At 72.9% G+C, this 24,669-nt stretch carries 19 protein-coding genes and 1 other RNA gene; 16 read left to right on the top strand and 4 right to left on the bottom strand.

The genetic code is table 11. The annotated features are described in order from the left end of the window. Positions 1-3,189 carry an FHA domain-containing protein gene (locus BLW85_RS16385; RefSeq protein ID WP_074992437.1) on the bottom strand — a complete coding sequence of 1,063 codons (3,189 nt, stop codon included), beginning with the start codon at positions 3,187-3,189 and terminating at the stop codon, positions 1-3. Between the two features lie 360 nt (positions 3,190-3,549). Between BLW85_RS16385 and BLW85_RS16380 the strand changes: the two genes are divergently transcribed. From BLW85_RS16380 to BLW85_RS16365, 4 genes are all read left to right on the top strand, one after another. Then, positions 3,550-5,226, top strand: coding sequence for a serine/threonine-protein kinase (locus BLW85_RS16380; protein WP_074992436.1), 1,677 nt, complete (start codon positions 3,550-3,552; stop codon positions 5,224-5,226). Positions 5,227-5,360: 134 nt separating this feature from the next. After that, on the top strand, positions 5,361-6,587 hold the full coding sequence (locus BLW85_RS16375) for a serine/threonine-protein kinase (protein ID WP_070022691.1): 1,227 nt from the start codon (positions 5,361-5,363) through the stop codon (positions 6,585-6,587). Positions 6,588-6,794: 207 nt separating this feature from the next. Further along, on the top strand, positions 6,795-7,901 hold the full coding sequence (prfB, locus tag BLW85_RS16370; RefSeq protein WP_070022692.1) for a peptide chain release factor 2: 1,107 nt from the start codon (positions 6,795-6,797) through the stop codon (positions 7,899-7,901). Between the two features lie 303 nt (positions 7,902-8,204). Continuing rightward, a complete protein-coding gene (locus BLW85_RS16365) occupies positions 8,205-8,990 on the top strand; it encodes an LPXTG cell wall anchor domain-containing protein (protein WP_074992435.1) in 786 nt (261 codons plus the stop codon). Positions 8,991-9,136: 146 nt separating this feature from the next. Here BLW85_RS16365 and BLW85_RS16360 read toward each other — a convergent pair whose 3' ends face one another. Next, positions 9,137-9,328: a hypothetical protein gene (locus BLW85_RS16360; protein ID WP_074992434.1), complete on the bottom strand. Its 192-nt coding sequence runs from the start codon at positions 9,326-9,328 to the stop codon at positions 9,137-9,139. Positions 9,329-9,567: 239 nt separating this feature from the next. Here BLW85_RS16360 and ftsE point away from each other — a divergent pair, with 239 nt between their 5' ends. From ftsE to ssrA, 5 genes are all read left to right on the top strand, one after another. Then, positions 9,568-10,257, top strand: a complete 690-nt coding sequence (gene ftsE, locus BLW85_RS16355; RefSeq protein WP_070022695.1) for a cell division ATP-binding protein FtsE — start codon at positions 9,568-9,570, stop codon at positions 10,255-10,257. A 43-nt stretch (positions 10,258-10,300) separates the two neighbouring features. Continuing rightward, positions 10,301-11,218 (top strand): permease-like cell division protein FtsX, encoded by a 918-nt coding sequence (gene ftsX / locus BLW85_RS16350; protein WP_070022696.1) that lies wholly within the window; start codon positions 10,301-10,303, stop codon positions 11,216-11,218. Between the two features lie 67 nt (positions 11,219-11,285). Then, complete coding sequence (locus BLW85_RS16345; protein WP_177330010.1) at positions 11,286-12,452, top strand: S41 family peptidase; 1,167 nt, start codon at positions 11,286-11,288, stop codon at positions 12,450-12,452. Between the two features lie 57 nt (positions 12,453-12,509). Next, positions 12,510-13,052 carry an SsrA-binding protein SmpB gene (smpB, locus tag BLW85_RS16340; RefSeq protein ID WP_070022698.1) on the top strand — a complete coding sequence of 181 codons (543 nt, stop codon included), beginning with the start codon at positions 12,510-12,512 and terminating at the stop codon, positions 13,050-13,052. A 94-nt stretch (positions 13,053-13,146) separates the two neighbouring features. Next, positions 13,147-13,515: a transfer-messenger RNA gene (gene ssrA, locus BLW85_RS16335) on the top strand. Positions 13,516-13,610: 95 nt separating this feature from the next. On the opposite strand, the gene BLW85_RS16330 is transcribed toward ssrA, so the two are convergent. After that, positions 13,611-14,432: a class I SAM-dependent methyltransferase gene (locus BLW85_RS16330; protein WP_074992433.1), complete on the bottom strand. Its 822-nt coding sequence runs from the start codon at positions 14,430-14,432 to the stop codon at positions 13,611-13,613. A 173-nt stretch (positions 14,433-14,605) separates the two neighbouring features. On the opposite strand from BLW85_RS16330, the gene BLW85_RS16325 reads away from it, so the two are divergent. From BLW85_RS16325 to BLW85_RS16310, 4 genes are all read left to right on the top strand, one after another. Then, complete coding sequence (locus BLW85_RS16325) at positions 14,606-15,172, top strand: CGNR zinc finger domain-containing protein (RefSeq protein WP_070022700.1); 567 nt, start codon at positions 14,606-14,608, stop codon at positions 15,170-15,172. A gap of 120 nt (positions 15,173-15,292) precedes the next feature. After that, entirely contained in the window at positions 15,293-17,653 is a 2,361-nt protein-coding gene (locus BLW85_RS16320; protein ID WP_074992432.1) for a HelD family protein, read from the top strand. A gap of 421 nt (positions 17,654-18,074) precedes the next feature. Next, positions 18,075-19,490, top strand: a complete 1,416-nt coding sequence (locus tag BLW85_RS16315) for an NAD-dependent malic enzyme (RefSeq protein WP_070022702.1) — start codon at positions 18,075-18,077, stop codon at positions 19,488-19,490. Positions 19,491-19,782: 292 nt separating this feature from the next. Continuing rightward, complete coding sequence (locus BLW85_RS16310) at positions 19,783-20,064, top strand: HU family DNA-binding protein (RefSeq protein WP_023550134.1); 282 nt, start codon at positions 19,783-19,785, stop codon at positions 20,062-20,064. 185 nt (positions 20,065-20,249) lie between these two features. On the opposite strand, the gene murA is transcribed toward BLW85_RS16310, so the two are convergent. Continuing rightward, positions 20,250-21,590 carry a UDP-N-acetylglucosamine 1-carboxyvinyltransferase gene (murA, locus tag BLW85_RS16305; protein ID WP_070022703.1) on the bottom strand — a complete coding sequence of 447 codons (1,341 nt, stop codon included), beginning with the start codon at positions 21,588-21,590 and terminating at the stop codon, positions 20,250-20,252. A gap of 271 nt (positions 21,591-21,861) precedes the next feature. On the opposite strand from murA, the gene BLW85_RS16300 reads away from it, so the two are divergent. The 3 genes from BLW85_RS16300 (at position 21,862) to BLW85_RS16290 (ending at position 24,657) form a co-directional block, all read left to right on the top strand. Then, complete coding sequence (locus BLW85_RS16300) at positions 21,862-22,434, top strand: YqgE/AlgH family protein (protein ID WP_070022704.1); 573 nt, start codon at positions 21,862-21,864, stop codon at positions 22,432-22,434. Between the two features lie 28 nt (positions 22,435-22,462). After that, on the top strand, positions 22,463-22,753 hold the full coding sequence (locus tag BLW85_RS16295; RefSeq protein WP_070022705.1) for a DUF3039 domain-containing protein: 291 nt from the start codon (positions 22,463-22,465) through the stop codon (positions 22,751-22,753). A 230-nt stretch (positions 22,754-22,983) separates the two neighbouring features. Next, positions 22,984-24,657 carry a beta-N-acetylhexosaminidase gene (locus BLW85_RS16290; protein ID WP_074992431.1) on the top strand — a complete coding sequence of 558 codons (1,674 nt, stop codon included), beginning with the start codon at positions 22,984-22,986 and terminating at the stop codon, positions 24,655-24,657. Positions 24,658-24,669 lie beyond the last annotated feature (12 nt).

Below are 24,669 nucleotides of genomic sequence, written 5' to 3'. Positions count from 1 at the left end.
CTACAGCAGGGAGGGCACCCGGGAGGCCGAGACCTGGCGGGCGGCGCGTTCCACGGCGCTGGCCAGGAGGGCCAAGTCGGTGGGTCCGTTGCCGAGTTCGCGGACCGGCCGGCGGGCCGGCGGATCGCCCATGCGCTGCCAGTCCAGCGGGACGACCGTGGGCCGCTGGGTCGCGGTACGGGGGATGCGGCCGGTCACCCGGCCGCCCTGGAACTCCACCGCCGCGCCGTCCGGATGCGTCAACCGCCCACGGCCGGGCGCCGGTTCGTCCGGTCCCTGTCTGACCGCGGCCAGTGCGACGCGCAGCGCGGCCCGGCGGGCCGGCTCGCTCTCCGCCGTACGGCCCCCCGGGGCGGCCGCCGCGACCAGGTGCACGCCCAGCCGCTCGCCCTCCCGGGCCACCGCCTCCAGGGCCCGCGTCACCGACCCGGCCGCGGGCCGGCCGGGCGCGCCGAGGGCGGGGGAGACCAGTGCGTCCAGGTCGTCCACGACCACCACCAGACGGGGCAACGGCGGTACCTCCTCGGCGCGTTGCCGTGCCGCCGCGCCCGGTCGCAGCCGCAGCGTGGAGCTGGGCGGCGCCTCGATGTCCCCGGCACCGGCCGGGGTGCGCTGCGCGACGATGCGACCGGAGACCGCGCGCCCCGCGTGCCACTGCGCGAAGTCGGTCCGGCCCAGCAGCTCCGCCCGCCGCTTGAGTTCCGCGCTCAGCGACTGGGCGAACTCCCGCATGCGCATCGGGTCGTTGGCGATCAGATGGGTGGTGACGTGGGGTATCTCCACACAGACCCGCAGGCCCTCGGTGCGCCCGCCGCCCGTGCCGACGCCGTCCCGTCCGTCGATGAGCACCATGCCCAGCCGGTCCGGCCGCTCCGCGGTGGCCAGCGAGGCCACCACGGACCGCAGCAGCTCCGTACGGCCGCTGCCGGGCGGTCCCTCGACGAGCAGGTGCGGCCCGTCGGCCACCAGGTCCGCGGTGACCGGGCCGTGCGGTCCGGCACCGAGCACCGCGCGGGCCCGGCCGCCCAGCGCCTCCGTGTCGTCGGCGGCGTCCGCCCAGCGGGCCATCAGCGAGGCCGGGGTGGCGCGGGCCAGCCCCAGCTCGTCCAGCAGCCGTGCCGACCGCGGCAGCGGCGTGGCCACCAGGGCCTGTCCCTCGGCGGCCGGGCCGTCCGGACGCAGCGGCGCCAGCGCCCGCGCGAACCGCTCCGCCCACGCCGGGGACACCGCGTCCACCGTGGCGAGCACACCGGGCTCCACCGGGCCGCCCGGCGCCACCCGCATCAGCTGGAGGGTGCTCGCCACGTCACCGCTGAGCAGCGCCACGGCACCGCAGTGCCGGAACGTCGGCGCCACCGTGCAGGCCGCCGCGTACGTCCGCCCCACCGGCGACGCGGCCGAGGCGGCCGGCACCTCGGCCAGACACACCACGTGCACGCCGACCCGCGGGCCCACCGCGGCCAGCCGCGCCAGGGCCTCCTGGAGCGCGGTGCCGCCGGGGTCGCCGTCCACCACCACGACGGTGTAGGGGCCGGGGAAGCCGCTCGCCGCGCCCAGTTCGGAGTCGTCCTTGGCCCAGGAGGGGCGGCGGGGGGAGGGGGAGAGGGGAGCGGCGGGCGCGGGCGGCTGCCGCCGGGGGGAGGGGGCCTGCGCCTGCGCCGGGATGCGCGGGGTGTTGACCGCCGTCGCCGTGTTGCCGCCGGCCGCGGTGAAGTCGTCCACCCGGCGCAGCAGTTCCCCGGTGCGCGCGGCGGCCTGCTCACGGTCGTAGGCGAGCAGCAGCCGGCAGTCCTGGCCGTGGTTCGGGCGGACGTGCGGGAGCCAGCCCAGCCAGGACCACTCGGCCGTGCGCTCCTCCACCGGACGGGAACCGTCGGCGCTGATCAGCACGATCTCCAGCAGGTCCGGCGAGTGCAGCGCGGCGAGCTGGGCCAGCACCGCGCGGGCCAGCCCGGACAGCCGGGGCCGGGGACCGGCGAGGCCCAGCGCGCCCGCCTCCCGCAGGGCCGCGGTCATCGGCACGGCGGGCAGCACGCCCGAGCCGTTCGGGGTCCTCCGGTCGGCGGTGCCGAGCCGTACGGTCAGGGCCTCCGGGTGTCCCGGACCGCGCTCCCACAGCCGGGGGCCGGGGCCGAGCGCGGTCAGCAGCAGCGCGGCGGGGTCGGGCCAGGTCTCGGGCCGCCGGGCGGCATCGGCGTCCGGGCCGCCGTCGGCCGGGGCCGCGTCGCCGTACGCCCGCGCGTCGGCCTCCGGCTGCTCCGCGCGCGAGCCGGCCAGCCGCCGGGCCCAGGCGCCGAGCCCCCGCCGCCGGACCGGCTGCGCCCCGCCGCCGACGCCGAACCGGCCCGCGTGGGTGTCCCCGCTCCCCGTGGCCGCGTCCTCGACCTGGTAGCCGGCGCCGGCGGTCCCCCACGGGACGGAGCCGTAGGCGTGCGCGGTCCCGTCCGCCCCGGCGCCGCCGGGAACGGGAGGATCGAAGGGAGGGGCGGTGTCCGCGCCGGCACCGGGAGACGTCCCCGGGGCGACCCGGACGCAGCCCTCGCCGTCGGCGACGACCCGCGGCCGGTCCCCGCCGGGCACTCCGCCGGCCGCGACCCGCAGCGCGGACTCGCCGACCCGCACGAGGCTCCCGGACGGCACCCGTACCGGGCGCTCGCCCACCCGGGTCCCGTCCAGCGTCGTGCCGTTCGTGGAGCCGAGGTCGGCCACGGAGACCCGGCCGTCCGCGCCCACCGTCACCGCGCAGTGCAGACGGGACACGTCGGGGTCGTCCAGCGGTACGTCCGCGTCGGCGGAGCGGCCGATGGTGATCCGCCCGCCGTGCAGCAGGTGCACCCCGCCCGCGTCCGGCCCGGCCACCACGTGCAGCCGGGTGGGCGCGTCGTCCGGCCCGGGGTGCGGTTCGGCCGCCGCGGGCGCGCCCAGGGACAGGACGGCGCCGTCGACCAGCGGGGGCTCGCCGAGGACGGCGCGGCGCGGGTCGAGACGTACCGCGTCGGCGTAGAGCACGACGGCCGCGCCACCCGCCTCCCGTCCGGCGCCCTCTCCGGTGACCGCCCCGGCCAGCGCGGACGCGACCGCGGCGAGGTCGGTGCCCGCGGGCGCCGTGACCAGCACGTCGCGGCTCGCGGCACGGCCCCGCTGCGCGGGCGGGCCCAGCGGGTCTACGACGGTCAGCCGGATCTGCATCGGCGTCAGCGGTCCCTTCTGCGCGGGTCTGCGCGGGCGCGGACTACCCCCCACCCCACACGAGCACGTCGGCCAGTACGGGGAGCATCCTCGCACCTGCCGTCGACGGCGTGCCCGCCACCCGACGAGAAGTGATCTTGAATGGTCGGCTCTGCCCCCAAAAGTGCCTGACCATGTTGACGTCATCGATCAGTTGAGATCGGTCACGTACACCGGGTGGCAACCACCTGTCGAAGTGACGCGTCTTCCCTTCGAACATGGTCGGGAACGCTTACGTGGTGCCCCTCGGAGCGGCACTACAGTGGGTCGGAACAACCGGAACGCAAGGCAAGCAACAGCAACCAGCAGGGAGCGCGTGACGTGCGGCCAGTCGGCAGCAAGTACCTGCTTGAGGAGCCGCTCGGACGCGGCGCCACAGGCACCGTCTGGCGTGCCCGCCAGCGCGAGACCGCGGGCGAGGAGGCGGCCGTACCCGGCCAGCCGGGCGAAACGGTCGCCATCAAGGTCCTGAAAGAGGAGCTGGCGAGCGACCCGGACATCGTGATGCGCTTCCTGCGGGAGCGCTCCGTCCTGCTCCGGCTCACCCACCCCAACATCGTCCGGGTCCGCGACCTGGTGGTGGAGGGGGAGCTGCTGGCGCTGGTCATGGACCTCGTCGACGGCCCCGACCTGCACCGCTACCTGCGCGAGAACGGCCCCCTGACGCCGGTCGCCGCCGCCCTGCTGACCGCGCAGATCGCCGACGCGCTCGCCGCGAGCCACGCCGACGGCGTCGTGCACCGCGATCTGAAGCCCGCCAACGTGCTGCTCAAGCAGCAGGACGGCGAGATGCACCCGATGCTGACCGACTTCGGCATCGCCCGCCTCGCCGACTCCCCGGGCCTGACCCGCACCCAGGAGTTCGTCGGCACGCCCGCCTACGTCGCGCCGGAGTCCGCCGAGGGCCGCCCGCAGACCTCCGCCGTGGACGTCTACGGCGCCGGCATCCTGCTGTACGAGCTGGTCACCGGCCGTCCGCCGTTCTCCGGCGGCACCTCCCTGGAGGTGCTGCACCAGCACCTGAGCGCCGAGCCGCGCCGCCCCTCCACCGTCCCGGACCCGCTGTGGACGGTGATCGAGCGCTGCCTGCGCAAGAACCCCGGGGAGCGGCCCAGCGCCGAGAACCTGGCGCGCGGCCTGCGGGTCGTCGCCGCGGGCGTCGGGGTGCACGCGAACGCCGCCGCGATCGCCGCGGCCGAGGGCGTCGGCGCGCTGCTCGCCCCCGACCCGGCCCCGACCGCGGTGCCGGGCGAGCCCGGCGTGCCGGGAGCCGCCGACCCCACGCAGGTGCTGCCGACGAACGCGCCCCCGGGCGCGTACGACCCGAACGGCGCCACCAGCGTCCTGCCGCACACCGCGGGACCCGCGGGCGCCGCCGACCCCACCGCCGTCCTCCCGCACACCGGCGCCGCCGACCCGACGGCCGTGCTGCCGAGCACCGGGCCGGGTCAGCAGGGGCCCGAGCAGCCGCACCCCTGGCAGAACCAGCTGCGCGCCGCCCGCGACCGCAACGAGCAGACGCAGGTCCAGTACCTCTCCCCGGAGGACGACCCGCTGCACCACCGGCCGCACCGGCAGGCCGCCCGCCCGCAGCAGCCGCAGCGCCAGGCCCCGCAGCCCCGCCCGCAGCAGCCGCAGCCGCGCGGCCGGCAGCAGCAGGGGCAGGGGTACCAGCAGGGCTACGGCCACGCCCCGCAGCAGCAGCCCCGGCAGTACGCCCCGCAGCCCCGGCAGTACGCGCCGCCGGAGCCCCAGCGGCCCGCGCGCGAGCCCCGGCCGCCGCGGCAGCGCAGCGCCAACCCGATGAAGATCCCCGGACTCGGCTGCCTCAAGGGCTGTCTGTTCACGATCGTCATCCTGGTCGTGGCGAGCTGGCTGATCTGGGAGCTGACCCCGCTGCACACCTGGGTCGGCCAGGGGCGCGGTTACTGGCACGAGGTGACGCACTGGGCGGGCCAGGTGAGCGGCTGGGTCAAGGACCTGGGCGGCGGCAACTGACCGGTGGCGCGCCGGCAACCCACCCGTGGGGTTGGGGATTTGTCGACATCTGGCGGGTGATTTCCGTCGCCGCGGTGAAGGTTGGCTCGCCGGACGCGTAGCTTTGACGACAACACGCGTCTGTAGGAGCAGTCTTGGCACGGAAGATCGGCAGCCGGTACACCGCGAACCAGATCCTGGGGCGGGGCAGCGCCGGCACGGTGTGGCTGGGCGAGGGACCCGAGGGCCCCGTCGCCATCAAGCTGCTGCGGGAGGACCTCTCCTCCGACCAGGAGCTCGTCGGGCGCTTCGTCCAGGAGCGCACCGCCCTGCTCGGACTGGAGCACCCGCACATCGTCACCGTGCGCGACCTGGTCGTCGACGGCAACGACCTGGCCCTCGTGATGGACCTGGTGCGCGGCACCGATCTGCGCACCCGCCTGGAGCGGGAGCGGCGGCTCGCCCCCGAGGCGGCCGTGGCGATCGTCGCCGACGTGGCCGACGCGCTGGCCGCCGCCCACAGGGCGGGGGTCGTGCACCGGGACGTCAAGCCGGAGAACGTGCTGCTCGACATGCAGGGCCCGCTCGGCCCCGGCGGTGCCCACCCGGCGCTGCTCACCGACTTCGGTGTGGCCAAGCTGATCGACGCCCCGCGCCGGACCCGCGCGACGAAGATCATCGGCACGCCGGACTACCTCGCGCCCGAGATCGTCGAGGGCCTGCCGCCGCGGGCCTCCGTGGACATCTACGCGCTGGCCACCGTCCTGTACGAGCTGCTGGCCGGCTTCACCCCCTTCGGCGGCGGCCACCCCGGCGCGGTCCTGCGCCGCCATGTCACCGAGACGGTCGTGCCCCTGCCCGGCATCCCCGAGGAGCTGTGGCAGCTGATCGTGCAGTGCCTCGCCAAGGCGCCCGCGTCCCGGCTGCGCGCCTCGGAGCTGGCGGCGCGGCTGCGCGAGCAGCTGCCGACGCTGGCCGGGCTGCCGCCGCTGGACGTGGACGAGCCGGAGCCGGCCGAGCCGCCCGCCGAGGCGGAACCGGCCTCCGCGCCCCCCGAGCGGGCCGAGTCGGTGCGCCGCCGGGGCGCGGTCTCCCTCGTGCCGGGCGCCCGCCCCGACTCCAACCGCGACACCCATACCTCGATGCGGGTCCCGGCCCCGGACGAGCTGGCCGGCGGCGCCCACGGCACGGCCCGCGCCCCCCGCACCCCCGGCGCCCCCCGTCCCGGCTCGGCCCGGCACCGCGCCGCGGTACGCCGCCGCCGGATCACCCTGGGCGTGGCCGGGGCGGCGGTCGCGGCGCTCGTCGCCGTCGGCGGCTGGTGGGCCTCCGGTTCGGACGACCAACCGCCCCGCGACACGCACAGCACGTCGACGCCGTGACTCCGCCGTGGGGGCGGCGAGCGTGGTCGTCGGTGCGCGGCCGGGGCCCCGCCCGGACGGACGTCCGGGCCAGGCGGCCGCGGGGAACCGCCTGAGCGGCCACGACGTGGGCGTACCCGCAGGACCGCCGCCGCCACCCCTGCGCCCGGCGACGGCGGCCCCTCGAGCCCGGAGCAGGTCGCTTGCCACAGCCGTTACGCTGGTTGCGTGGCAGTCGTCGATGTTTCCGAAGAGCTGAAGTCCCTCTCCTCGACCATGGAGTCGATCGAGGCCGTCCTGGACCTCGACAAGATGAGGGCCGATATCGCCGTGCTTGAGGAGCAGGCGGCGGCGCCGTCCCTGTGGGACAACCCGGACGAGGCGCAGAAGATCACCAGCAAGCTCTCCCACCTCCAGGCCGAGGTCAGGAAGGCGGAGGCGCTGCGCGGCCGCATCGACGACCTCGCGGTCCTCTTCGAGATGGCCGAGGAGGAGGACGACCCGGACACCCGCGCCGAGGCCGAGTCCGAGCTCACGGCGGTGCGCAAGGCGCTGGACGAGATGGAGGTCCGCACCCTCCTGTCCGGCGAGTACGACGCCCGTGAGGCGCTGGTCAACATCCGCGCCGAGGCCGGTGGCGTCGACGCCGCCGACTTCGCCGAGAAGCTCCAGCGCATGTACCTGCGCTGGGCCGAGCAGCGCGGCTACAAGACGGAGATCTACGAGACGTCGTACGCCGAAGAGGCCGGCATCAAGTCGACCACCTTCGCCGTCCAGGCGCCCTACGCCTACGGCACCCTCTCCGTCGAGCAGGGCACCCACCGCCTCGTGCGCATCTCGCCCTTCGACAACCAGGGCCGCCGCCAGACCTCCTTCGCGGGCGTCGAGGTGCTCCCCGTCGTCGAGCAGTCCGACCACGTCGAGATCGACGAGTCCGAGCTGCGCATCGACGTCTACCGTTCCTCCGGCCCCGGCGGCCAGGGCGTCAACACGACCGACTCCGCGGTCCGCATCACGCACCTCCCCACGGGCATCGTCGTCTCCTGCCAGAACGAGCGCTCGCAGATCCAGAACCGGGCCACCGCGATGAACGTCCTCCAGGCCAAGCTGCTGGAGCGCCGCCGCCAGGAGGAGCAGGCCAAGATGGACGCCCTCAAGGGCGACGGCGGCAACTCCTGGGGCAACCAGATGCGTTCGTACGTGCTGCACCCCTACCAGATGGTCAAGGACCTGCGCACCGACCACGAAGTGGGCAACCCCGAGGCCGTGTTCAACGGCGAGATCGACGGTTTCCTGGAGGCCGGCATTCGCTGGCGCAAGCAGCAGGAGAAGTAACTTTGTCGACATGACAACTGCCGCCCGCGAGGCGGCAGTTGTCGTTTCGCCCCAGTTTTACGACACGCTCACGGCTTCCAATTCCCCCTGAAAAACCTTTATCGGACAATGCGCTCGCAACGCCCTTGACGTTGCTTTGAAAAACCGAAAAGGTGACTGTGGCATGCGTGTCTTTGGGGCGCATGTGAACCGGGGGGACCGAATCACTCGACTCTGATTCGGGCATCGTCAGCTGCCTCCGTCGATCACGGCCGGCCCCACGCGCTGCCTCATTGACGAATCGCTACTGGGGGTAGCAAATACATGACTAGGAAGACGCGGATCCGGATCGCCCGGGTCGCCGCGGGTGCCGTGGTCGCGGCCGGTGCCTCGCTGTGTGTCGCGGGTGTCGCCTCGGCCGACCCCGGTCCCATTTGTGACATCATCGTCACCCCTGACTGCCCGGACCCCGGCACGGGCGACCCGGACCCCGGCAACCCCGACCCCGGCAACCCGGACCCGGGCAACCCGGACCCCGGTAACCCGGACCCGGGCAACCCTGACCCCGGTAACCCTGACCCGGGCAACCCTGACCCGGGCAACCCGGACCCGGGCAACCCTGACCCGGGCAACCCTGACCCCGGTAACCCGGACCCGGGCAACCCCGACCCCGGTAACCCGGACCCGGGCAACGGCACCGGCGGCTCCGGCAACAACGGCGGCGGTCACGGCAACGGTGGCGGCCACGGCACCGGCGGCTCCGGCAACGGCGGCGGCTCCCACCACGGTGGCGGCACCGGTGGCTCGGGCAACGGCGGCGGCTCCGGCACCGGCGGCAGCGGCACCGGCGGCTCCGGCACCGGTGGCAACAACGACACCCCGCAGGGCGGCGGCAACGACAACGTCTCCCAGGAGGCGGGTTCCTCGGCCCTCACCGACACCGGCTCGGACTCCCCGAAGCCGCAGGGCGGCGGCAGCGGCAAGCAGCTCGCCGAGACGGGTGCCGGCCAGACCACCTTCCTGGTGATCGGTGCCGCGACGATGATCGCCGGCGGCATCGGCTTCCGCGTCCTGCCGCGCCTGGCGGGCCGGGGCGGCGCGGCCGCCTGATCGCGGTCTCCGAGTGACGACACGCGTACGGCCGTACACCGACCGTACGCATGTCACACACGGCAAGGGCCCGGAGCGTCACGCTCCGGGCCCTCAAGGTTTTCCGGGGCCTTTGCCGACCCGCGGTCGCGGCCGCCCGTCCTCGGTCACGCGGTCTGGTGCGCCAGCAGTACCAGCGCGGCGACCAGCACCGCCAGCAGCGCGATCAGCGCCATCGGGTTGACCCCGCTGAGGAAGCCCTCCTGCTGAAGACGCTCGCGGTTGGCGCGGCACACCGGGCACCGGCCCTCGCTCACGGGCGCCGCACAGTTCGCGCACACCAACCGGTCGTACGTCATGCGCTCGCCCTCCTTGCACCGGCCCTGTCGCTTCGTACAACGCTCACGGGAACCCGAACGTTCCCCTCCCACTGTGCCAGTTTCCGCCGGGGCGTGCGCGAGGCCCCCGTCAACGCGGTCCATACAAAGGGCGGTGCAAAAGCGTACAAGTCTTGCCCAACCTCAGCCTGCGCCTGCGCTTGCGCACCCGGTTCGCGTATGGTCACGCTCATCTACCCCCGGCGACCCGTGGTGCATCCGTGATCCGATTCGACAACGTCTCCAAGGTCTACCCCAAGCAGACCCGTCCCGCACTCAGGGATGTCTCCCTGGAAGTGGAGAAGGGCGAGTTCGTCTTCCTCGTGGGGTCCTCCGGCTCCGGAAAGTCCACCTTCCTGCGGCTGATCCTCCGCGAGGAGCGGTGCAGCCACGGCCAGGTGCACGTGCTGGGCAAGGACCTCGCGCGCCTCTCCAACTGGAAGGTGCCGCAGATGCGCCGCCAGCTGGGGACCGTCTTCCAGGACTTCCGCCTGCTGCCCAACAAGACGGTCGCGGAGAACGTGGCCTTCGCGCAGGAGGTGATCGGCAAGTCCCGTGGCGAGATCCGCAAGTCCGTGCCGCAGGTCCTCGACCTCGTCGGCCTCGGCGGCAAGGAGGACCGGATGCCCGGCGAGCTGTCCGGCGGTGAGCAGCAGCGCGTGGCCATCGCGCGCGCGTTCGTCAACCGGCCCAAGCTGCTGATCGCCGACGAGCCCACCGGCAACCTCGACCCGCAGACCTCCGTCGGCATCATGAAACTGCTCGACCGGATCAACCGGACGGGCACCACCGTCATCATGGCGACGCACGACCAGAACATCGTGGACCAGATGCGCAAGCGCGTCATCGAGCTGGAGAAGGGACGTCTCGTGCGCGACCAGACCCGCGGCGTCTACGGCTACCAGCACTGACCCGCCGTCCCAGTTCGTCCACGGAAAGGCACAACCCGACGCCATGCGCCCCCAGTTCGTCCTGTCGGAGATCGGTGTCGGTCTCCGCCGCAACCTCACGATGACCTTCGCCGTCATCGTCTCCGTCGCCCTGTCGCTGGCGCTCTTCGGCGGCTCCCTGCTGATGAGCGACCAGGTGAGCACCATGAAGGGCTACTGGTACGACAAGGTCAACGTCTCGATCTTCCTGTGCAACAAGCACGACGCCGAACAGGACGTGCACTGCGCCAAGGGCGCGGTCACCGAGGACCAGAAGAAGCAGATCCTCTCCGACCTGCACAAGATGACCATCGTCGAGAAGGTGGCGTACGAGTCCCAGGACGAGGCGTACAAGCACTACAAGGAGCAGTTCGGCAACTCGCCGCTGGCCGGCTCCCTCACGCCGGACCAGATGCAGGAGTCGTACCGGATCAAGCTCAAGGACCCGCAGAAGTACCAGGTGATCGCGACCGCGTTCAACGGGCGCGACGGCGTGCAGTCGGTGCAGGACCAGAAGGGCATCCTGGACAACCTCTTCCAGCTGCTGAACCTGATGAACCGGGGCGCGCTCGGCGTGATGGCGCTGATGCTGTTCGTGGCGCTGCTGCTGATCGTCAACACGGTGCGCGTGTCGGCGTTCAGCCGACGGCGTGAGACCGGCATCATGCGCCTGGTCGGCGCCTCGGGCTTCTACATCCAGGCGCCGTTCATCGCCGAGGCCGCCGTCGCCGGGCTCATCGGCGGTGGTCTGGCCTGCGTCTTCCTGGTGGTCGGCCGGTACTTCACCATCGACCACGGCATGGACCTGTCCCACAAGCTCACGCTCATCAACTTCGTCGGCTGGGACGCCGTGTTGACCAAGCTGCCGCTGATCCTCGCCACGAGCGTGCTGATGCCCGCCCTGGCGGCGTTCTTCGCGCTGCGCAAGTACCTGAAGGTGTGACGCAAACCAAGACGACGGACGGGGCAACGGGCCGTGACGACGGGCCCGTTGTCCTAGACTCACCGCCATGTCCGGCCGCGACCCGCTCTGTCCGACCTTCCGAGCCCGCCAAGGGGCCGCGCTGACCTTGGTCTTCGCCGGAGTACTCGTCGCCGGGGCGGTCACCGGGGCCTTCCCGGACCCCGACCACACGGCGCGCCGCACCACCGCCGAGCCGGTGGGCGCCGCGCTCCACGAGGACGTGCGGGAGGCCGCCGCGCGGGCCATGGCCGACGGCACGTCCCCGATGGAGGCCGCCGAACGGGCCGTCAGCCGCAGCGGGGACCGCTGGGGCGCCGTCTACTCCGAGGGCGAGTACCAGGAGTTCCAGGACTCCCTCGACGGCCGCTACACCGGCGTCGGCCTCTCCGCGGCGCGCGAGCAGGACGGCCGGATCGAGGTGACCGGCGTCCAGCCCGGCTCGCCCGCCGCCGCGGCCGGCATCCGCACCGGCGACCGGCTGCGCAGCGTCGACGGCGCCAGGGCCGACGGCCTGCCGGTCACCGAGGTGGTCTCCCTGCTGCGCGGCGACGCCGACGACGCGCCCGCCGGGACGACCGTCACCCTCGGCCTCCAGCGCGGCGGCCGCACCTGGACCGAGACCCTGCACCGGGCCACGCTGTCCACCGACTCCGTGACCGTGACCCGGCCGTCCGGCCGGCTCACGGTGATCCGGGTCGCCGCCTTCACCCGGGGCACGGGCGCCGAGGTCCGCGAGGCACTGCGCGCCGCCCCGGCCGGCGACGGGATCGCCCTGGACCTGCGCGGCAACTCCGGCGGCCTGGTCACCGAGGCCGTGGCCGCCGCCTCCGCCTTCCTCGACGGCGGCCTGGTGGCCACCTACGACGTCGACGGCGCCCAGCGCGCCCTGCACGCCGCGCCCGGCGGGGACACCGTCCGGCCGCTGGTCGTCCTGGTCGACGGCGGCACCATGAGCGCGGCCGAACTGCTCACCGGCGCCCTCCAGGACCGGGGGCGCGCGGTCGTGATCGGCTCCCGCACCTTCGGCAAGGGCTCCGTCCAGATGCCGACGAACCTGCCCGACGGCTCGGTGGCCGAGCTGACCGTGGGCCACTACCGCACCCCGTCGGGGCACGCGGTCGACGGCCGGGGCATCACACCGGACCTGGAGGCGGGGGACAGCGTCCTGCGGCGCGCCGAGACGGTTCTCGCCGGCCTGGGCGACGCCGATTAAAGGCTGGCCGCGAGGCCCCCGCGTAGTGCGAAAATGGACGGCACTATGAGCAAGGGAATGTACGTACCCAAGGAGTCCCAGCCCAAGCAGGGCGGCGGGGCGGGCAAGGCCCGGGACGGCGAGAAGGGCGGCAAGCGCAAGATCGTCGCCCAGAACAAGAAGGCCCGGCACGACTACGCGATCATCGACACCTACGAGGCCGGGCTCGTGCTCACCGGCACCGAGGTCAAGTCGCTGCGCGAGGGCCGGACCTCGCTGACCGACGGCTTCGTCCAGATCGACCGGGGCGAGGCATGGCTGCACAACGCCCACATCCCCGAGTACCACCAGGGCAGCTGGACCAACCACTCCGCGCGCCGCAAGCGCAAGCTGCTGCTGCACCGCGAGGAGATCGACAAGCTGGAGTCCAAGGCCCAGGAGACGGGGCACACCATCGTGCCGCTCGCCGTGTACTTCCGGGACGGCCGCGCGAAGGCCGAGATCGCGCTCGCCCGGGGCAAGAAGGAGTACGACAAGCGGCAGGCTCTGCGGGAGAAGCAGGACCGACGCGAGTCGGACCGCGCCATCGCGGCGGCGAAGCGGAGGCAGCGCGGCGTGTAGCCCCGGGGAATACGCTGGCATCGGCCTGCGTTGTTCCCGTACGATGGCAGCAGCATCGGGCGCAGGTCCGGTGCGCACCTTGAAAAAACAACATGGGGATGATCGGTTTCGACAGCGGCTGTCGAAGCAGGGGAAGCGTGTCGAGGAAGCGGCCATGATCTCGTAAACCACAGGCCGAAACAAATAATCGCCAACACCAAGCGCGATTCCTTCGCCCTCGCTGCCTAAGTAGCGACTTGCGAAGTGTCAGCCCGGGGCTGTTCCCGACCCGGATCCTGGCATCAGCTAGGGAACTAAACCTTGATCCCGGTCACGGGGTGAAGAGGGAAATCAAACAGTGACTGGGCCCGTCGGCGACTTGTTCGCGTGATCGCCGGGGCCGAGAAAAGCACAGCGAACTGCACACGGAGAAGCCCTGATTCCGCACCGTTGGACGCGGGTTCGATTCCCGCCATCTCCACGAACCCCTCCGGGGGTACCCCATGTGGGCGAAGGCCCCGCCGCTTCGAGCGACGGGGCCTTCGTCATGCGCGCCCGGCATGATCCGCAAGAGAGGCCCTACCGCAGCCGGGCCGCGGCGAGATGCACCGTGAAGCCGCAGGGCACGGTGCCCTCGGGGGTCGTCAGGTCCGCGACGTCGGCGAAGAAGTCCTCCCGGAGTCGTGCGACGGTCGCCGTGTCGAGCGGTCCCAGCTCGTAGAACCCGGAGACGGAGTCCCAGACCCGGGCCACGGGGCCGCCGAGATCGATGGGCACGCTCCGCCACCGCACGGGACCGAAGCCCGCGGGCCGCAGGATCTCGTCCAGCCCCGCTCGGCTGCGCGTGCGCCGGTCCCCGAGGGACGGGATGCGCGAGGAGGCGGGTGCCTCGTCGACCGCGCGCCTCAGCAGCCGTCCGAACCGCTCGAACGCCTCCCCGCCGACGGGCCCGCCGCCGACCGCACAGGCCAGCAGCCCGCCCGGCGCGAGCACCCGCGCGATCTCCGAGGCGACCTGCTCGATGTCGTTCATGAGCATCAGCGCGAGGTGCGACACACAGGCGTCGAACCCGGCGTCCGCGAACGGCAGTTGCTGCGCCCGCCCGACGGCCAGCCGGACCCCGGCCAGCGCGGGCCGGCGCCGGGCGGCCGCCAGGGACTCCGGCGACAGGTCCACCCCGGCGAGCCGCCGCCCCTCGTCGCGGGCCAGCAGTTCGAGCAACAGCCCGTCCCCGCACCCGAGATCCAGCACGCGCCGGTCCCCGGCGACCTGGTCGCACAGGAGCTGGTAACTGGACCTCCCGTCGGGCGCCCGCCCGGACCCGAAGGCCTCGGCGGTCACGGCGGGACGCTCGGCGTGAAAGGCGCGGAGGAAGTCCTCCGGCGCGGCGCTCTTCGTCATCCGCCCAACCTAGGGCGCCCCGGCGCGACGCCGCGAGCGCGGCAACCGCCGTCGCGGCGACGGATGTTCGCCGCCCCCGTCCGGCGCGGGGGGTTCCGGGGACCGCGTCGGACGGGCACTGTGGGAGGAGGGCGATGTGAGACCTCCCCGTATGCCTAGGCGGTGACAGGCACATGGCGCTGCGGTTCGATGCCGGACGGGTTTGTCTGGATCTTCTGGCCACCGGCCACCCCCGCGAACAGCTGGTTTCCGTCGGCGCGCTGTGCGCGTGGATACAGGGGGCGGGGATCGTCCCGGCCGGGACCGCGCTGGAGCACGCCGACGCCTCCTGGCTCGGGCGGTTCCGGGAAGTGCGGGGCCACGTCCAGCAGTTGGTGCGGCCCGGCGGCGGGGACACCGCGGCGTACCGGCGGGCCCTCGTCCGGGTCAACGACCTGGCCGCGGCCGCGCCCCCCGCCCCCCGCGCGGTGCGCCGCCAAGGTGGGGATCTCGTAAGAGAACTCGCCGCGCCACCCGGGCCCGCCGCGCTGCTCGCCCTCCTCGCCCGGGACGCCGTGGAGCTGATCACCGATCCCGTCGCGCGGGCCGCCGTGCGGGAGTGCGAGGGGGACAACTGTTCGCTCGTCTATCTGGACACCTCCCGGGGCAGGCGCCGCCGCTGGTGCTCCAGCGAGGTCTGCGGCAACCGGGAGCGGGTCGCCCGGCACCGGCGGCGGGCCACCCTGGCCGCCCGTGCCTGAGCCGCCCGCGCCCCGCCGCGCGATCTGCGCTCCCCGCGCCGTACGCCGTGGGGCGCCGTAGCCTCCCGGCCCCCCTTCGCGTACGGTTGACGGCTGCCCAGCACGTCAGAAGGGGGCCCGGTGGCCGCTCAGGTTCAGCATTCCGCGGTCGGCTCGGTACAGGACGCACACGATTCCGCCCGTGACCGAGAGATCAGCGTCGAACAGGCACACCTGGACCGGGTGTACCGGCGGCTCGAGGAGAAGATCCACGAGGCCGAGTTCCTGATGAACGACGCGGCCAAGCGCGGCCAGGTCGGCACCCCCGGCGCGCTCGCCGAGCGGGACGCGCAGGTCTTCCGCGCCGGCATCCACCTCAACCGGCTCAACAACGAGTTCGAGGACTTCCTGTTCGGGCGGATCGACCTGCTGCTCGGGAAGGACGGCAAGAAGGGGCCCGACGGGGCCTACACGGCGGTGGAGCCGGCCGAGGGGGCCGTGCGCGAGGACAACACCGCCGACATCGCCGAGACCCTGCACATCGGGCGGATCGGCGTGCTGGACGCCGAGTACGCGCCCCTCGTCATCGACTGGCGCGCGCCCGCCGCCGCGCCCTTCTACCGGGCCACCCCCGTGGAGCCCGGACGGGTGGTGCGCCGGCGCGTCATCCGGTCCAAGGGGCGCCGGGTGCTCGGCGTCGAGGACGACCTGATGAGGCCCGAGCTGACCGCCCGCCTCGACGGCCGGGAGCTGGCCGTCATCGGCGACGGCGCCCTGATGGCCGCCCTCGGGCAGGCCCGCGGCCACACCATGCGGGACATCGTCTCCTCGATCCAGGCCGAGCAAGACCTCGTGATCCGGGCTCCCGCCGCCTCCATCACCTACGTCGAGGGCGGCCCCGGCACCGGGAAGACCGCCGTCGCGCTGCACCGCGCCGCCTACCTGCTGTACCAGGACCGGCGGCGGTACGCCGGGGGCATCCTGATCGTCTCGCCGACCCCGCTGCTCGTCGCCTACACCGAGGGCGTGCTGCCCTCGCTCGGCGAGGAGGGGCAGGTCGCGATCCGGGCGATCGGTTCGCTGGTCGACGGCGCGGAGGCGACGCTGTACGACTCGCCGTCCGTGGCCCGGGCCAAGGGGTCCCACCGGATGCTGAAGGTGCTGCGGAAGGCCGCCCGGGGCGCCCTGGAGCTGGGGCCGGCCGCTTGCGCGGGGCACAAGGACGACGACACCGAGGGGCCGCGCGCCCTCGACGGCACCCCGACCCGCCTGCGTGTCGTCGCCTTCGGGCGCCGGCTCGAACTGGAGGCCGAGGAGCTGGACCGGATCCGCCGTACCGCCCTCGGCGGCACCGCGCCCGTCAACCTGCTGCGTCCGCGCGCCCGCAAGCTGCTGCTGGACGCCCTGTGGGAGAAGTCCGGGGCCGGCACCCGGCACACCGACCCGGAGCTGGCCGCCGAGCTGCGGTCGTCGTTCGACGAGGACATCACGACCGAGGACGCCTTCATCGGCTTCCTCGACGCGTGGTGGCCGGAGCTGACCCCGGCGCGGGTGCTGGACGCGATGGCCGACGAGAAGCGGCTGGGCCGCTGGGCGCGCAGGATCCTCAACCCGGGAGAGGTGCGCAAGGTGGCCCGCTCGCTGAAGCGGGACGGCCGCTCGGTGCACGACATCGCGCTGCTGGACGAGTTGCAGGCGATCCTCGGCGTCCCGGCGCGGCCCCGCAGGAAGCGCGAGCTCGACCCGCTGGACCAGCTCACCGGCCTGGAGGAGCTGATGCCGGTGCGCGAGGAGAGCCAGCGGGAGCGGGCCGAGCGGCTGGCGCAGGAGCGCACCGAGTACGCGCACGTGATCGTGGACGAGGCGCAGGACCTCACGCCGATGCAGTGGCGGATGATCGGCCGGCGCGGCCGGCACGCCACCTGGACGGTGGTCGGGGACCCGGCGCAGTCGTCCTGGTCCGACCCGGACGAGGCGGCCGAGGCCCGTGACGAGGCCCTGGGCAGCCGCCCCCGGCGCCGCTTCCGGCTGACGGTGAACTACCGGAACCCGGCGGAGATCGCCGAGCTGGCCGCCCGGGTGCTCGCGCTCGCGATGCCCGGCTCCGAGTCGCCCACGGCCGTGCGGTCCACCGGTGTCGAGCCGCGCTTCACCGTCGTGGGGGAGTCCCTGGAGGCCACCGTGCGGGCCGAGGCCGAGCGGCTGCTCGGGCTGGTGGACGGCACCGTCGGCGTGGTCGTCGCGATGAACCGGCGCGAGGAGGCGAGACGCTGGCTGGCCGGGCTCGGCGACCGGGTGGTGGCGCTCGGCAGCCTGGAGGCCAAGGGCCTGGAGTACGACGCCACGGTGGTCGTCTCGCCCGCGGAGATCGCGGACGAGTCCCCGGCCGGGCTGCGCGTGCTCTACGTGGCGCTGACCCGGGCCACCCAGCAGCTCACGGTGGTCTCCGGGGAACGGGACGAACCGGACGCGGCCGGGGTGCCGGACCTGCTGCGGGACTGATTTTCCTGTGAACTGCCCGCAGGGGGAATGGCAGTCGGCATCCGTTTGTTAGCCTGGGTACGGCACCGGCTCGATCCAAGCCCCCGGGCCCAACCTTCGTCCCTTCGAGGGACCACTTGCCGCGAGGCGAGCATGGCGGGCCGGTGTCTTGAACGTGGAGGCCCACGTCACGGAAGTGACGTGGGCCTCTTTTCGTTGTCCTGTTTTCGATCCCGCAGGCGCCCCGGATGCCGGGGCACCCCCCTTCCCTTGCCCGAGCGTTTCTCGTATGGTGGAAACTGTTTTCCGAAAGCATGCTGCTCTTCGGGAACCGCACATGAACAAAACGTCCGTAACCAAGGGCGACTACCACGTACTCAGCGGTAGGTGCGACGATCGGACGGCACAACTCGCGACACGGTGAAAGCAGAGGAAGTCGGCCATGGCAACGGCGCCCAGCGTCTCCTACTCGATGACCATCCGGCTGGAGGTGCCCGCGAGCGGAACCGCCGTCTCGCAGCTCACCAACGCCGTGGAGTCCTCCGGAGGCTCGGTGACCGGCCTCGACGTCACCGCGTCCGGCCACGAGAAGCTCCGTATCGACGTCACCATCGCGGCCACCTCCACGGCCCACGCCGAGGAGATCGTCGAGAAGCTGCGCGGCATCGAGGGCGTCACCCTCGGCAAGGTCTCCGACCGTACGTTCCTGATGCACCTCGGCGGCAAGATCGAGATGCAGTCCAAGCACCCCATCCGCAACCGTGACGACCTCTCCATGGTCTACACGCCGGGCGTGGCCCGCGTCTGCATGGCCATCGCCGAGAACCCCGAGGACGCCCGCCGCCTCACCATCAAGCGCAACTCCGTTGCGGTCGTGACGGACGGCTCCGCCGTGCTCGGCCTCGGCAACATCGGCCCCAAGGCCGCGCTGCCCGTCATGGAGGGCAAGGCGGCCCTCTTCAAGCGCTTCGCCGGCATCGACGCCTGGCCGATCTGCCTGGACACCCAGGACACCGACGCCATCGTGGAGATCGTCAAGGCGATCGCCCCCGGCTTCGCCGGCATCAACCTGGAGGACATCTCCGCGCCGCGCTGCTTCGAGATCGAGGCCCGGCTGCGCGAGGCCCTGGACATCCCCGTCTTCCACGACGACCAGCACGGCACCGCCATCGTGGTGCTCGCCTCCCTCACCAACGCGCTGCGCGTCACCGACAAGGCGATCGAGAACATCCGGGTCGTCATGTCCGGCGCCGGCGCCGCCGGTACCGCCATCCTCAAGCTGCTGCTCGCGGCGGGCGTCAAGAACGCCGTCGTCGCCGACATCCACGGCGTGGTGCACGCCGGCCGCGAGGACCTGGTGGACGCCCCGGCCGACTCCCCGCTGCGCTGGATCGCCGACAACACCAACCCGGAGGGCCTCACCGGCACCCTGAAGGAGGCCGTGCGCGGCGCGGACGTCTTCATCGGCGTCTCCGCCCCGAACGTCCTGGACGGCGACGACGTGGCCGCCATGGCGGACGGCGCGATCGTGTTCGCGCTCGCGAACCCGGACCCCGAGGTCGACCCGGCGATCGCCCGCCAGACGGCCGCCGTGGTGGCCACCGGCCGCTCCGACTTCCCCAACCAGATCAACAACGTGCTGGTCTTCCCGGGTGTCTTCCGTGGCCTGCTGGACGCGCAGTCCCGTACCGTCAACACTGAGATGATGCTCGCCGCCGCGAAGGCCCTCGCCGACGTGGTCAGCGAGGACGAGCTGAACCCGAACTACATCATTCCGAGCGTCTTCAACGACAGGGTCGCGGGCGCCGTCGCGGGCGCGGTGCGCGAGGCCGCCAAGGCGGTCGGCGCGACTGCCTGACCAGGGCGTGCCGTACGGTGCCGGGGGCTGTGAGGATCACCACGGCGGCCCCCCGCTCCGGCGCGTCGCGGAACCACCTGGTACCGGGCGCCCTCTAGGGTGGCGCCGATCGGGCCCTTTTCGTGTGACTCCCCAGGGTGTTCTCACGACTCCTACGGGTGCCGGATTGGCTTTCCCGCCGCAGGTAGGGGCAGGATGCGTCCCTGGGCGCGAGCGCATCGGCATCGCAGTGCCTGCGGCCTGACCGCCGCGTGGCACACCCCAACGGCAAGAAAAACACGGGAGTAACAACATGAACCGCAGTGAGCTGGTGGCCGCGCTGGCCGACCGCGCCGAGGTGACCCGCAAGGACGCCGACGCCGTGCTGGCCGCGTTCGCCGAGACCGTCGGCGAGATCGTCGCCAAGGGCGACGAGAAGGTCACCATCCCCGGCTTCCTGACCTTCGAGCGCACCCACCGTGCCGCTCGTACCGCGCGCAACCCGCAGACCGGCGAGCCGATCAACATCCCCGCCGGCTACAGCGTGAAGGTCACCGCGGGCTCCAAGCTCAAGGAAGCGGCCAAGGGCAAGTAAGCGCGTAGGCGCTCCGCTGTGCGGCGCCGGCCCGCGGGTGACCGCGGGCCCGCCGTCGCCGATCGCACGGCTGCCCGCGCCCCCTGGGGCGCGGCCCGGCGGGCGGCGCCGCGAAGAGCCGACGATGCCAACAGGGCGGCCCCCTCACACCGAGGGGGCCGCCCTGTTTGCCGTTTGCTCCGGGGTCAGCCGAGGGCCTTGCCCGGCAGCTCGACCTTGGCGCCGAGCTCCACGAGCTTCTCCATGAAGTTCTCGTAGCCGCGGTTGATCAGGTCGATGCCGTGGACCCGGGAGGTGCCCTCGGCCGCGAGCGCGGCGATCAGGTAGGAGAAGCCGCCGCGCAGGTCGGGGATGACCAGGTCGGCGCCCTGGAGCCGGGTCGGCCCGGAGACGACCGCGGAGTGCAGGAAGTTGCGCTGGCCGAAGCGGCAGTCCGAGCCGCCCAGGCACTCGCGGTACAGCTGGATGTGCGCGCCCATCTGGTTGAGGGCCGAGGTGAAGCCGAGCCGGGACTCGTAGACCGTCTCGTGGATGATCGACAGGCCCGTGGCCTGGGTGAGGGCCACCACCAGCGGCTGCTGCCAGTCGGTCTGGAAACCGGGGTGCACGTCCGTCTCCAGGGCGATGGACTTCAGCTGGCCGCCCGGGTGCCAGAAGCGGATGCCCTCGTCGTCGATCTCGAAGGCGCCGCCCACCTTGCGGTAGGTGTTCAGGAACGTCATCATCGAGCGCTGCTGGGCGCCGCGGACGTAGATGTTGCCGCCGGTCGCGAGCGCCGCCGAGGCCCAGGAGGCGGCCTCCAGGCGGTCCGACAGGGCCCGGTGGGTGTAGCCGCTCAGCTTGTCCACACCGGTGATCCGGATGGTCCGGTCGGTGTCCATCGCGATGATCGCGCCCATCTTCTGCAGCACGCAGATGAGGTCCTCGATCTCCGGCTCGACCGCCGCGTTGGACAGCTCCGTGACGCCCTCGGCCAGCACGGCCGTCAGCAGCACCTGCTCGGTCGCGCCCACGGACGGGTACGGCAGCCGGATCTTCGTGCCCCGCAGCCCCTTCGGCGCCTCCAGGTACTGGCCGTCCGCGCGCTTCTCGATGGTCGCGCCGAACTGGCGCAGCACGTCGAAGTGGAAGTCGATGGGCCGGCCGCCGATGTCACAGCCGCCGAGACCGGGGATGAACGCGTGCCCGAGCCGGTGCAGCAGCGGGCCGCAGAACAGGATCGGGATACGGCTGGAGCCGGCGTGGGCATCGATGTCAGCGACGTTGGCGCTCTCGACATGGGTCGGGTCGAGTACCAGCTCGCCGGGCTCCTCGCCCGGACGGACCGTCACCCCGTGCAACTGGAGCAGGCCGCGTACGACGCGCACGTCACGGATGTCCGGAACGTTGCGCAGCCGGCTCGGCGCGCTGCCGAGCAGCGCGGCGACCATGGCCTTCGGTACGAGGTTCTTCGCACCGCGGACACGGATCTCGCCCTCAAGCGGGTTTCCGCCGTGGACAAGCAGGACATCGTCGTTGACGGTCATGAATCTCGCGTTCCGATCAGATGGGCAGGGGACCGCCGATCACCGGGCGGGCCGTGGGACAGGGTAATCGCCGATCACCCCCCGCCCGTAAGTCCGCGGACCGCCCCGCCGTGTCATGGGTGTGTCACAACACGAAACGTCCTTGATCGGGCACATGGGGTCACCGGTCGCGCGCGTGCGCCGGGGCCGCTTCCGTGCTCCCTGAGCTGCGTTCACTCCCGCACTCCGATTGGCTCCCCACTCCCGGGGAAGATGCGGGATCATGTCTGGCATGACCGAGGTGTCCTCGCTCACAGGGCGGCTGCTCGTGGCCACCCCCGCCCTGGCGGACCCGAACTTCGACCGCGCGGTGGTGCTCCTCCTCGACCACGACGAGGAGGGTTCCCTCGGTGTCGTCCTGAACCGCCCCACCCCCGTGGGCGTCGGCGACATCCTGGCGGGCTGGGCCGAGCTGACCGGCGAGCCCGGCGTCGTCTTCCAGGGCGGTCCCGTCTCGCTGGACTCGGCTCTGGGCGTCGCGGTCGTCCCGGGCGGGGCGAACGGCGAAGGGGCCCCGCTGGGCTGGCGGCGGGTGCACGGCGCGATCGGCCTGGTCGACCTGGAGGCGCCGCCGGAGCTGCTCGCCCCGGTCCTCGGTTCCCTGCGCATCTTCGCCGGGTACGCGGGCTGGGGCCCGGGCCAGCTGGAGGACGAGCTGGCCGAGGGTGCCTGGTACGTCGTCGAGTCCGAACCGGGCGACGTCTCCTCGCCGGCCCCGGAGCGGCTGTGGCGCGAGGTGCTGCGGCGCCAGCGCAGCGAGCTGGCGATGGTGGCCACATATCCGGACGACCCTTCGCTCAACTGATGGCCGGGCGCTTCAGTACCCTGGCGGTATGAGCACTCTTGAGCCCGAGCGCGGGACTGGTACGGGGACCCTCGTAGAGCCGACGCCACAGGTGTCCCACGGCGACGGCGACCACGAGCGCTTCGCCCACTACGTCCAGAAGGACAAGATCATGGCGAGCGCCCTCGACGGCACCCCCGTCGTGGCGCTGTGCGGCAAGGTCTGGGTGCCGGGCCGCGACCCGAAGAAGTACCCCGTGTGCCCCATGTGCAAGGAGATCTACGAGTCCATGGGCAGCGGCGGCGACGACAAGGGCGGCGACAAGGGCAAGGGCAAGTAACGCCCCGCCCCCCGTGGTGACCCGCGAGGGCCCCGGTGCGCTTCGGTGCGCGCCGGGGCCCTTCGCCGTGCCGGGGCTTGCTCGTGTCACGCGTCCGAGTGGTCGAGACCTCTTGTGGGCGGGAAGCGGGGCACCTAGCCTCCCTGTCCATCGACTGGTTGTACAGAGCGAAACGGCCGTTGCGCATGGTGCAACGCGAGCGTGGAGGTGCGGCGGACCACATGAGTGACATGAGCGACAAGGGGCCGGTTCCGGCCGATTCCCCGGAGTCCGGGGCGGTGGCGCTGATTCCGGCGCCGGTCCGGATCTCGGTGCCCGGCGCCCGCTGTGTGATCGACACGGACACGGAGATCGACGCCGGCGAGGGCGCCGAACGGGTGGCGCGCTGGCTGCGCTCGGCCGTCGGCGCGGCCACCGGGCTGCCGCTCGCGCCGTACCGCGACGGCGCCGGCCGCATCCGGCTGCGGATCGTGCCCGCGCTCGCGGACGAGCTCGGCGGCCCCGAGTCCTACCGCCTGCGCGCCGAGGGCCGGCGGATCGAACTCGACGGGGCGAGCGCGGCCGGACTCTTCCAGGGCGCGCAGACCCTCCGGCAGCTGCTCGGGCCCGACGCCTTCCGGCGCGCCCCGATCGGCGACCGCGCCGCATGGGAGTTCCCCGCCGTCACCGTCGAGGACAGCCCCCGGTTCGCCTGGCGCGGGCTGCTGCTCGACGTGGCGCGGCACTTCATGCCCAAGGACGGGGTGCTGCGCTATCTCGACCTGATGGCCGCGCACAAACTCAACGTGCTGCATCTGCACCTGACGGACGACCAGGGCTGGCGGATCGAGATCAGGCGCTACCCGAAGCTGACCGAGACCGGCTCCTGGCGGTCCCGGACGAAGTTCGGGCACCGGGCCTCACCGCTGTGGGAGGACAAGCCGCACGGGGGCTACTACACCCAGGACGACATCCGGGAGATCGTCGCCTACGCGGCCGAGCGGCACATCACCGTCGTACCGGAGATCGACGTGCCCGGCCATTCGCAGGCGGCCATCGCCGCGTACCCGGAACTCGGCAACACCGACGTCATCGACACCACGGCCCTCTCCGTCTGGGACACCTGGGGGATCAACTCCAACGTACTGGCTCCCACCGACGGCACCCTGCGGTTTTACGAAGGGGTGTTCGAGGAGGTCCTGGAGATGTTCCCCTCACGGTTCATCCACATCGGTGGCGACGAATGCCCGAAGGACCAGTGGCAGAAGTCGTCGGCCGCCCAGGCGCGCATCGCCGAGCTGGGGCTCGCCGACGAGGACCAGCTCCAGTCCTGGTTCGTCCGGCACTTCGACACCTGGCTCGCCGCGCGCGGACGCCGGCTGATCGGCTGGGACGAGATCCTCCAGGGCGGCCTCGCGCCGGGCGCCGCGGTCTCCTCGTGGCGCGGTTTCGAGGGCGGGGTCACCGCCGCCCGGGCCGGGCACGACGTGGTCATGTGCCCCGAGCAGCACGTGTACCTGGACCACCGCCAGGCCCCCGGCGACGACGAGCCGGTGCCGATCGGCTTCGTGCGCACCCTGGAGGACGTCTACCGGTTCGAGCCCGTGCCGGCCGCCCTCACCGAGGCCGAGGCGCGGCATGTGCTCGGCACCCAGGCCAATGTGTGGACCGAGGCCCTGGAGGACGCCGGGCGCGTGGACTACCAGGCGTTTCCCCGGCTCGCCGCCTTCGCCGAGGTCGCCTGGAGCCGGCTGCCGGCCCCCGCGGACCGGGACTTCGCCCGGTTCGAGCGCCGGATGACCGCGCACTACCGGCGACTTGACGCCCTGGGCGTCGCCTACCGGCCGCCCGCCGGGCCCCGGCCGTGGCAGCGGCGCCCCGGGGTGCCGGGCCGCCCGATCGACGGACCGCCGCCCAACAGGTAGCCGCGAACGGCC

The sequence above is a fragment of the Streptomyces misionensis genome (genome assembly GCF_900104815.1).
Lineage (GTDB): Bacteria > Actinomycetota > Actinomycetes > Streptomycetales > Streptomycetaceae > Streptomyces > Streptomyces misionensis.
The sequence above is the reverse complement of the archived record's forward strand: the minus strand, read 5'-3'. Positions and strand labels throughout refer to the sequence as shown.

What these genes read in the sequence shown, in the direction of transcription:
- murA (WP_070022703.1), bottom strand. Translation starts at nt 21,590, where the DNA reads ATGACCGTCAACGACGATGTCCTGCTTGTCCACGGCGGAAACCCGCTT.
- BLW85_RS16330 (WP_074992433.1), bottom strand. Translation starts at nt 14,432, where the DNA reads ATGACGAAGAGCGCCGCGCCGGAGGACTTCCTCCGCGCCTTTCACGCC.
- BLW85_RS16360 (WP_074992434.1), bottom strand. Translation starts at nt 9,328, where the DNA reads ATGACGTACGACCGGTTGGTGTGCGCGAACTGTGCGGCGCCCGTGAGC.
- BLW85_RS16310 (WP_023550134.1), top strand. Translation starts at nt 19,783, where the DNA reads ATGAACCGCAGTGAGCTGGTGGCCGCGCTGGCCGACCGCGCCGAGGTG.
- smpB (WP_070022698.1), top strand. Translation starts at nt 12,510, where the DNA reads ATGTACGTACCCAAGGAGTCCCAGCCCAAGCAGGGCGGCGGGGCGGGC.
- BLW85_RS16345 (WP_177330010.1), top strand. Translation starts at nt 11,286, where the DNA reads ATGTCCGGCCGCGACCCGCTCTGTCCGACCTTCCGAGCCCGCCAAGGG.
- BLW85_RS16385 (WP_074992437.1), bottom strand. Translation starts at nt 3,189, where the DNA reads ATGCAGATCCGGCTGACCGTCGTAGACCCGCTGGGCCCGCCCGCGCAG.
- ftsX (WP_070022696.1), top strand. Translation starts at nt 10,301, where the DNA reads ATGCGCCCCCAGTTCGTCCTGTCGGAGATCGGTGTCGGTCTCCGCCGC.
- BLW85_RS16325 (WP_070022700.1), top strand. Translation starts at nt 14,606, where the DNA reads ATGGCGCTGCGGTTCGATGCCGGACGGGTTTGTCTGGATCTTCTGGCC.
- BLW85_RS16315 (WP_070022702.1), top strand. Translation starts at nt 18,075, where the DNA reads ATGGCAACGGCGCCCAGCGTCTCCTACTCGATGACCATCCGGCTGGAG.
- BLW85_RS16295 (WP_070022705.1), top strand. Translation starts at nt 22,463, where the DNA reads ATGAGCACTCTTGAGCCCGAGCGCGGGACTGGTACGGGGACCCTCGTA.
- BLW85_RS16365 (WP_074992435.1), top strand. Translation starts at nt 8,205, where the DNA reads ATGACTAGGAAGACGCGGATCCGGATCGCCCGGGTCGCCGCGGGTGCC.
- BLW85_RS16300 (WP_070022704.1), top strand. Translation starts at nt 21,862, where the DNA reads ATGACCGAGGTGTCCTCGCTCACAGGGCGGCTGCTCGTGGCCACCCCC.
- BLW85_RS16290 (WP_074992431.1), top strand. Translation starts at nt 22,984, where the DNA reads ATGAGCGACAAGGGGCCGGTTCCGGCCGATTCCCCGGAGTCCGGGGCG.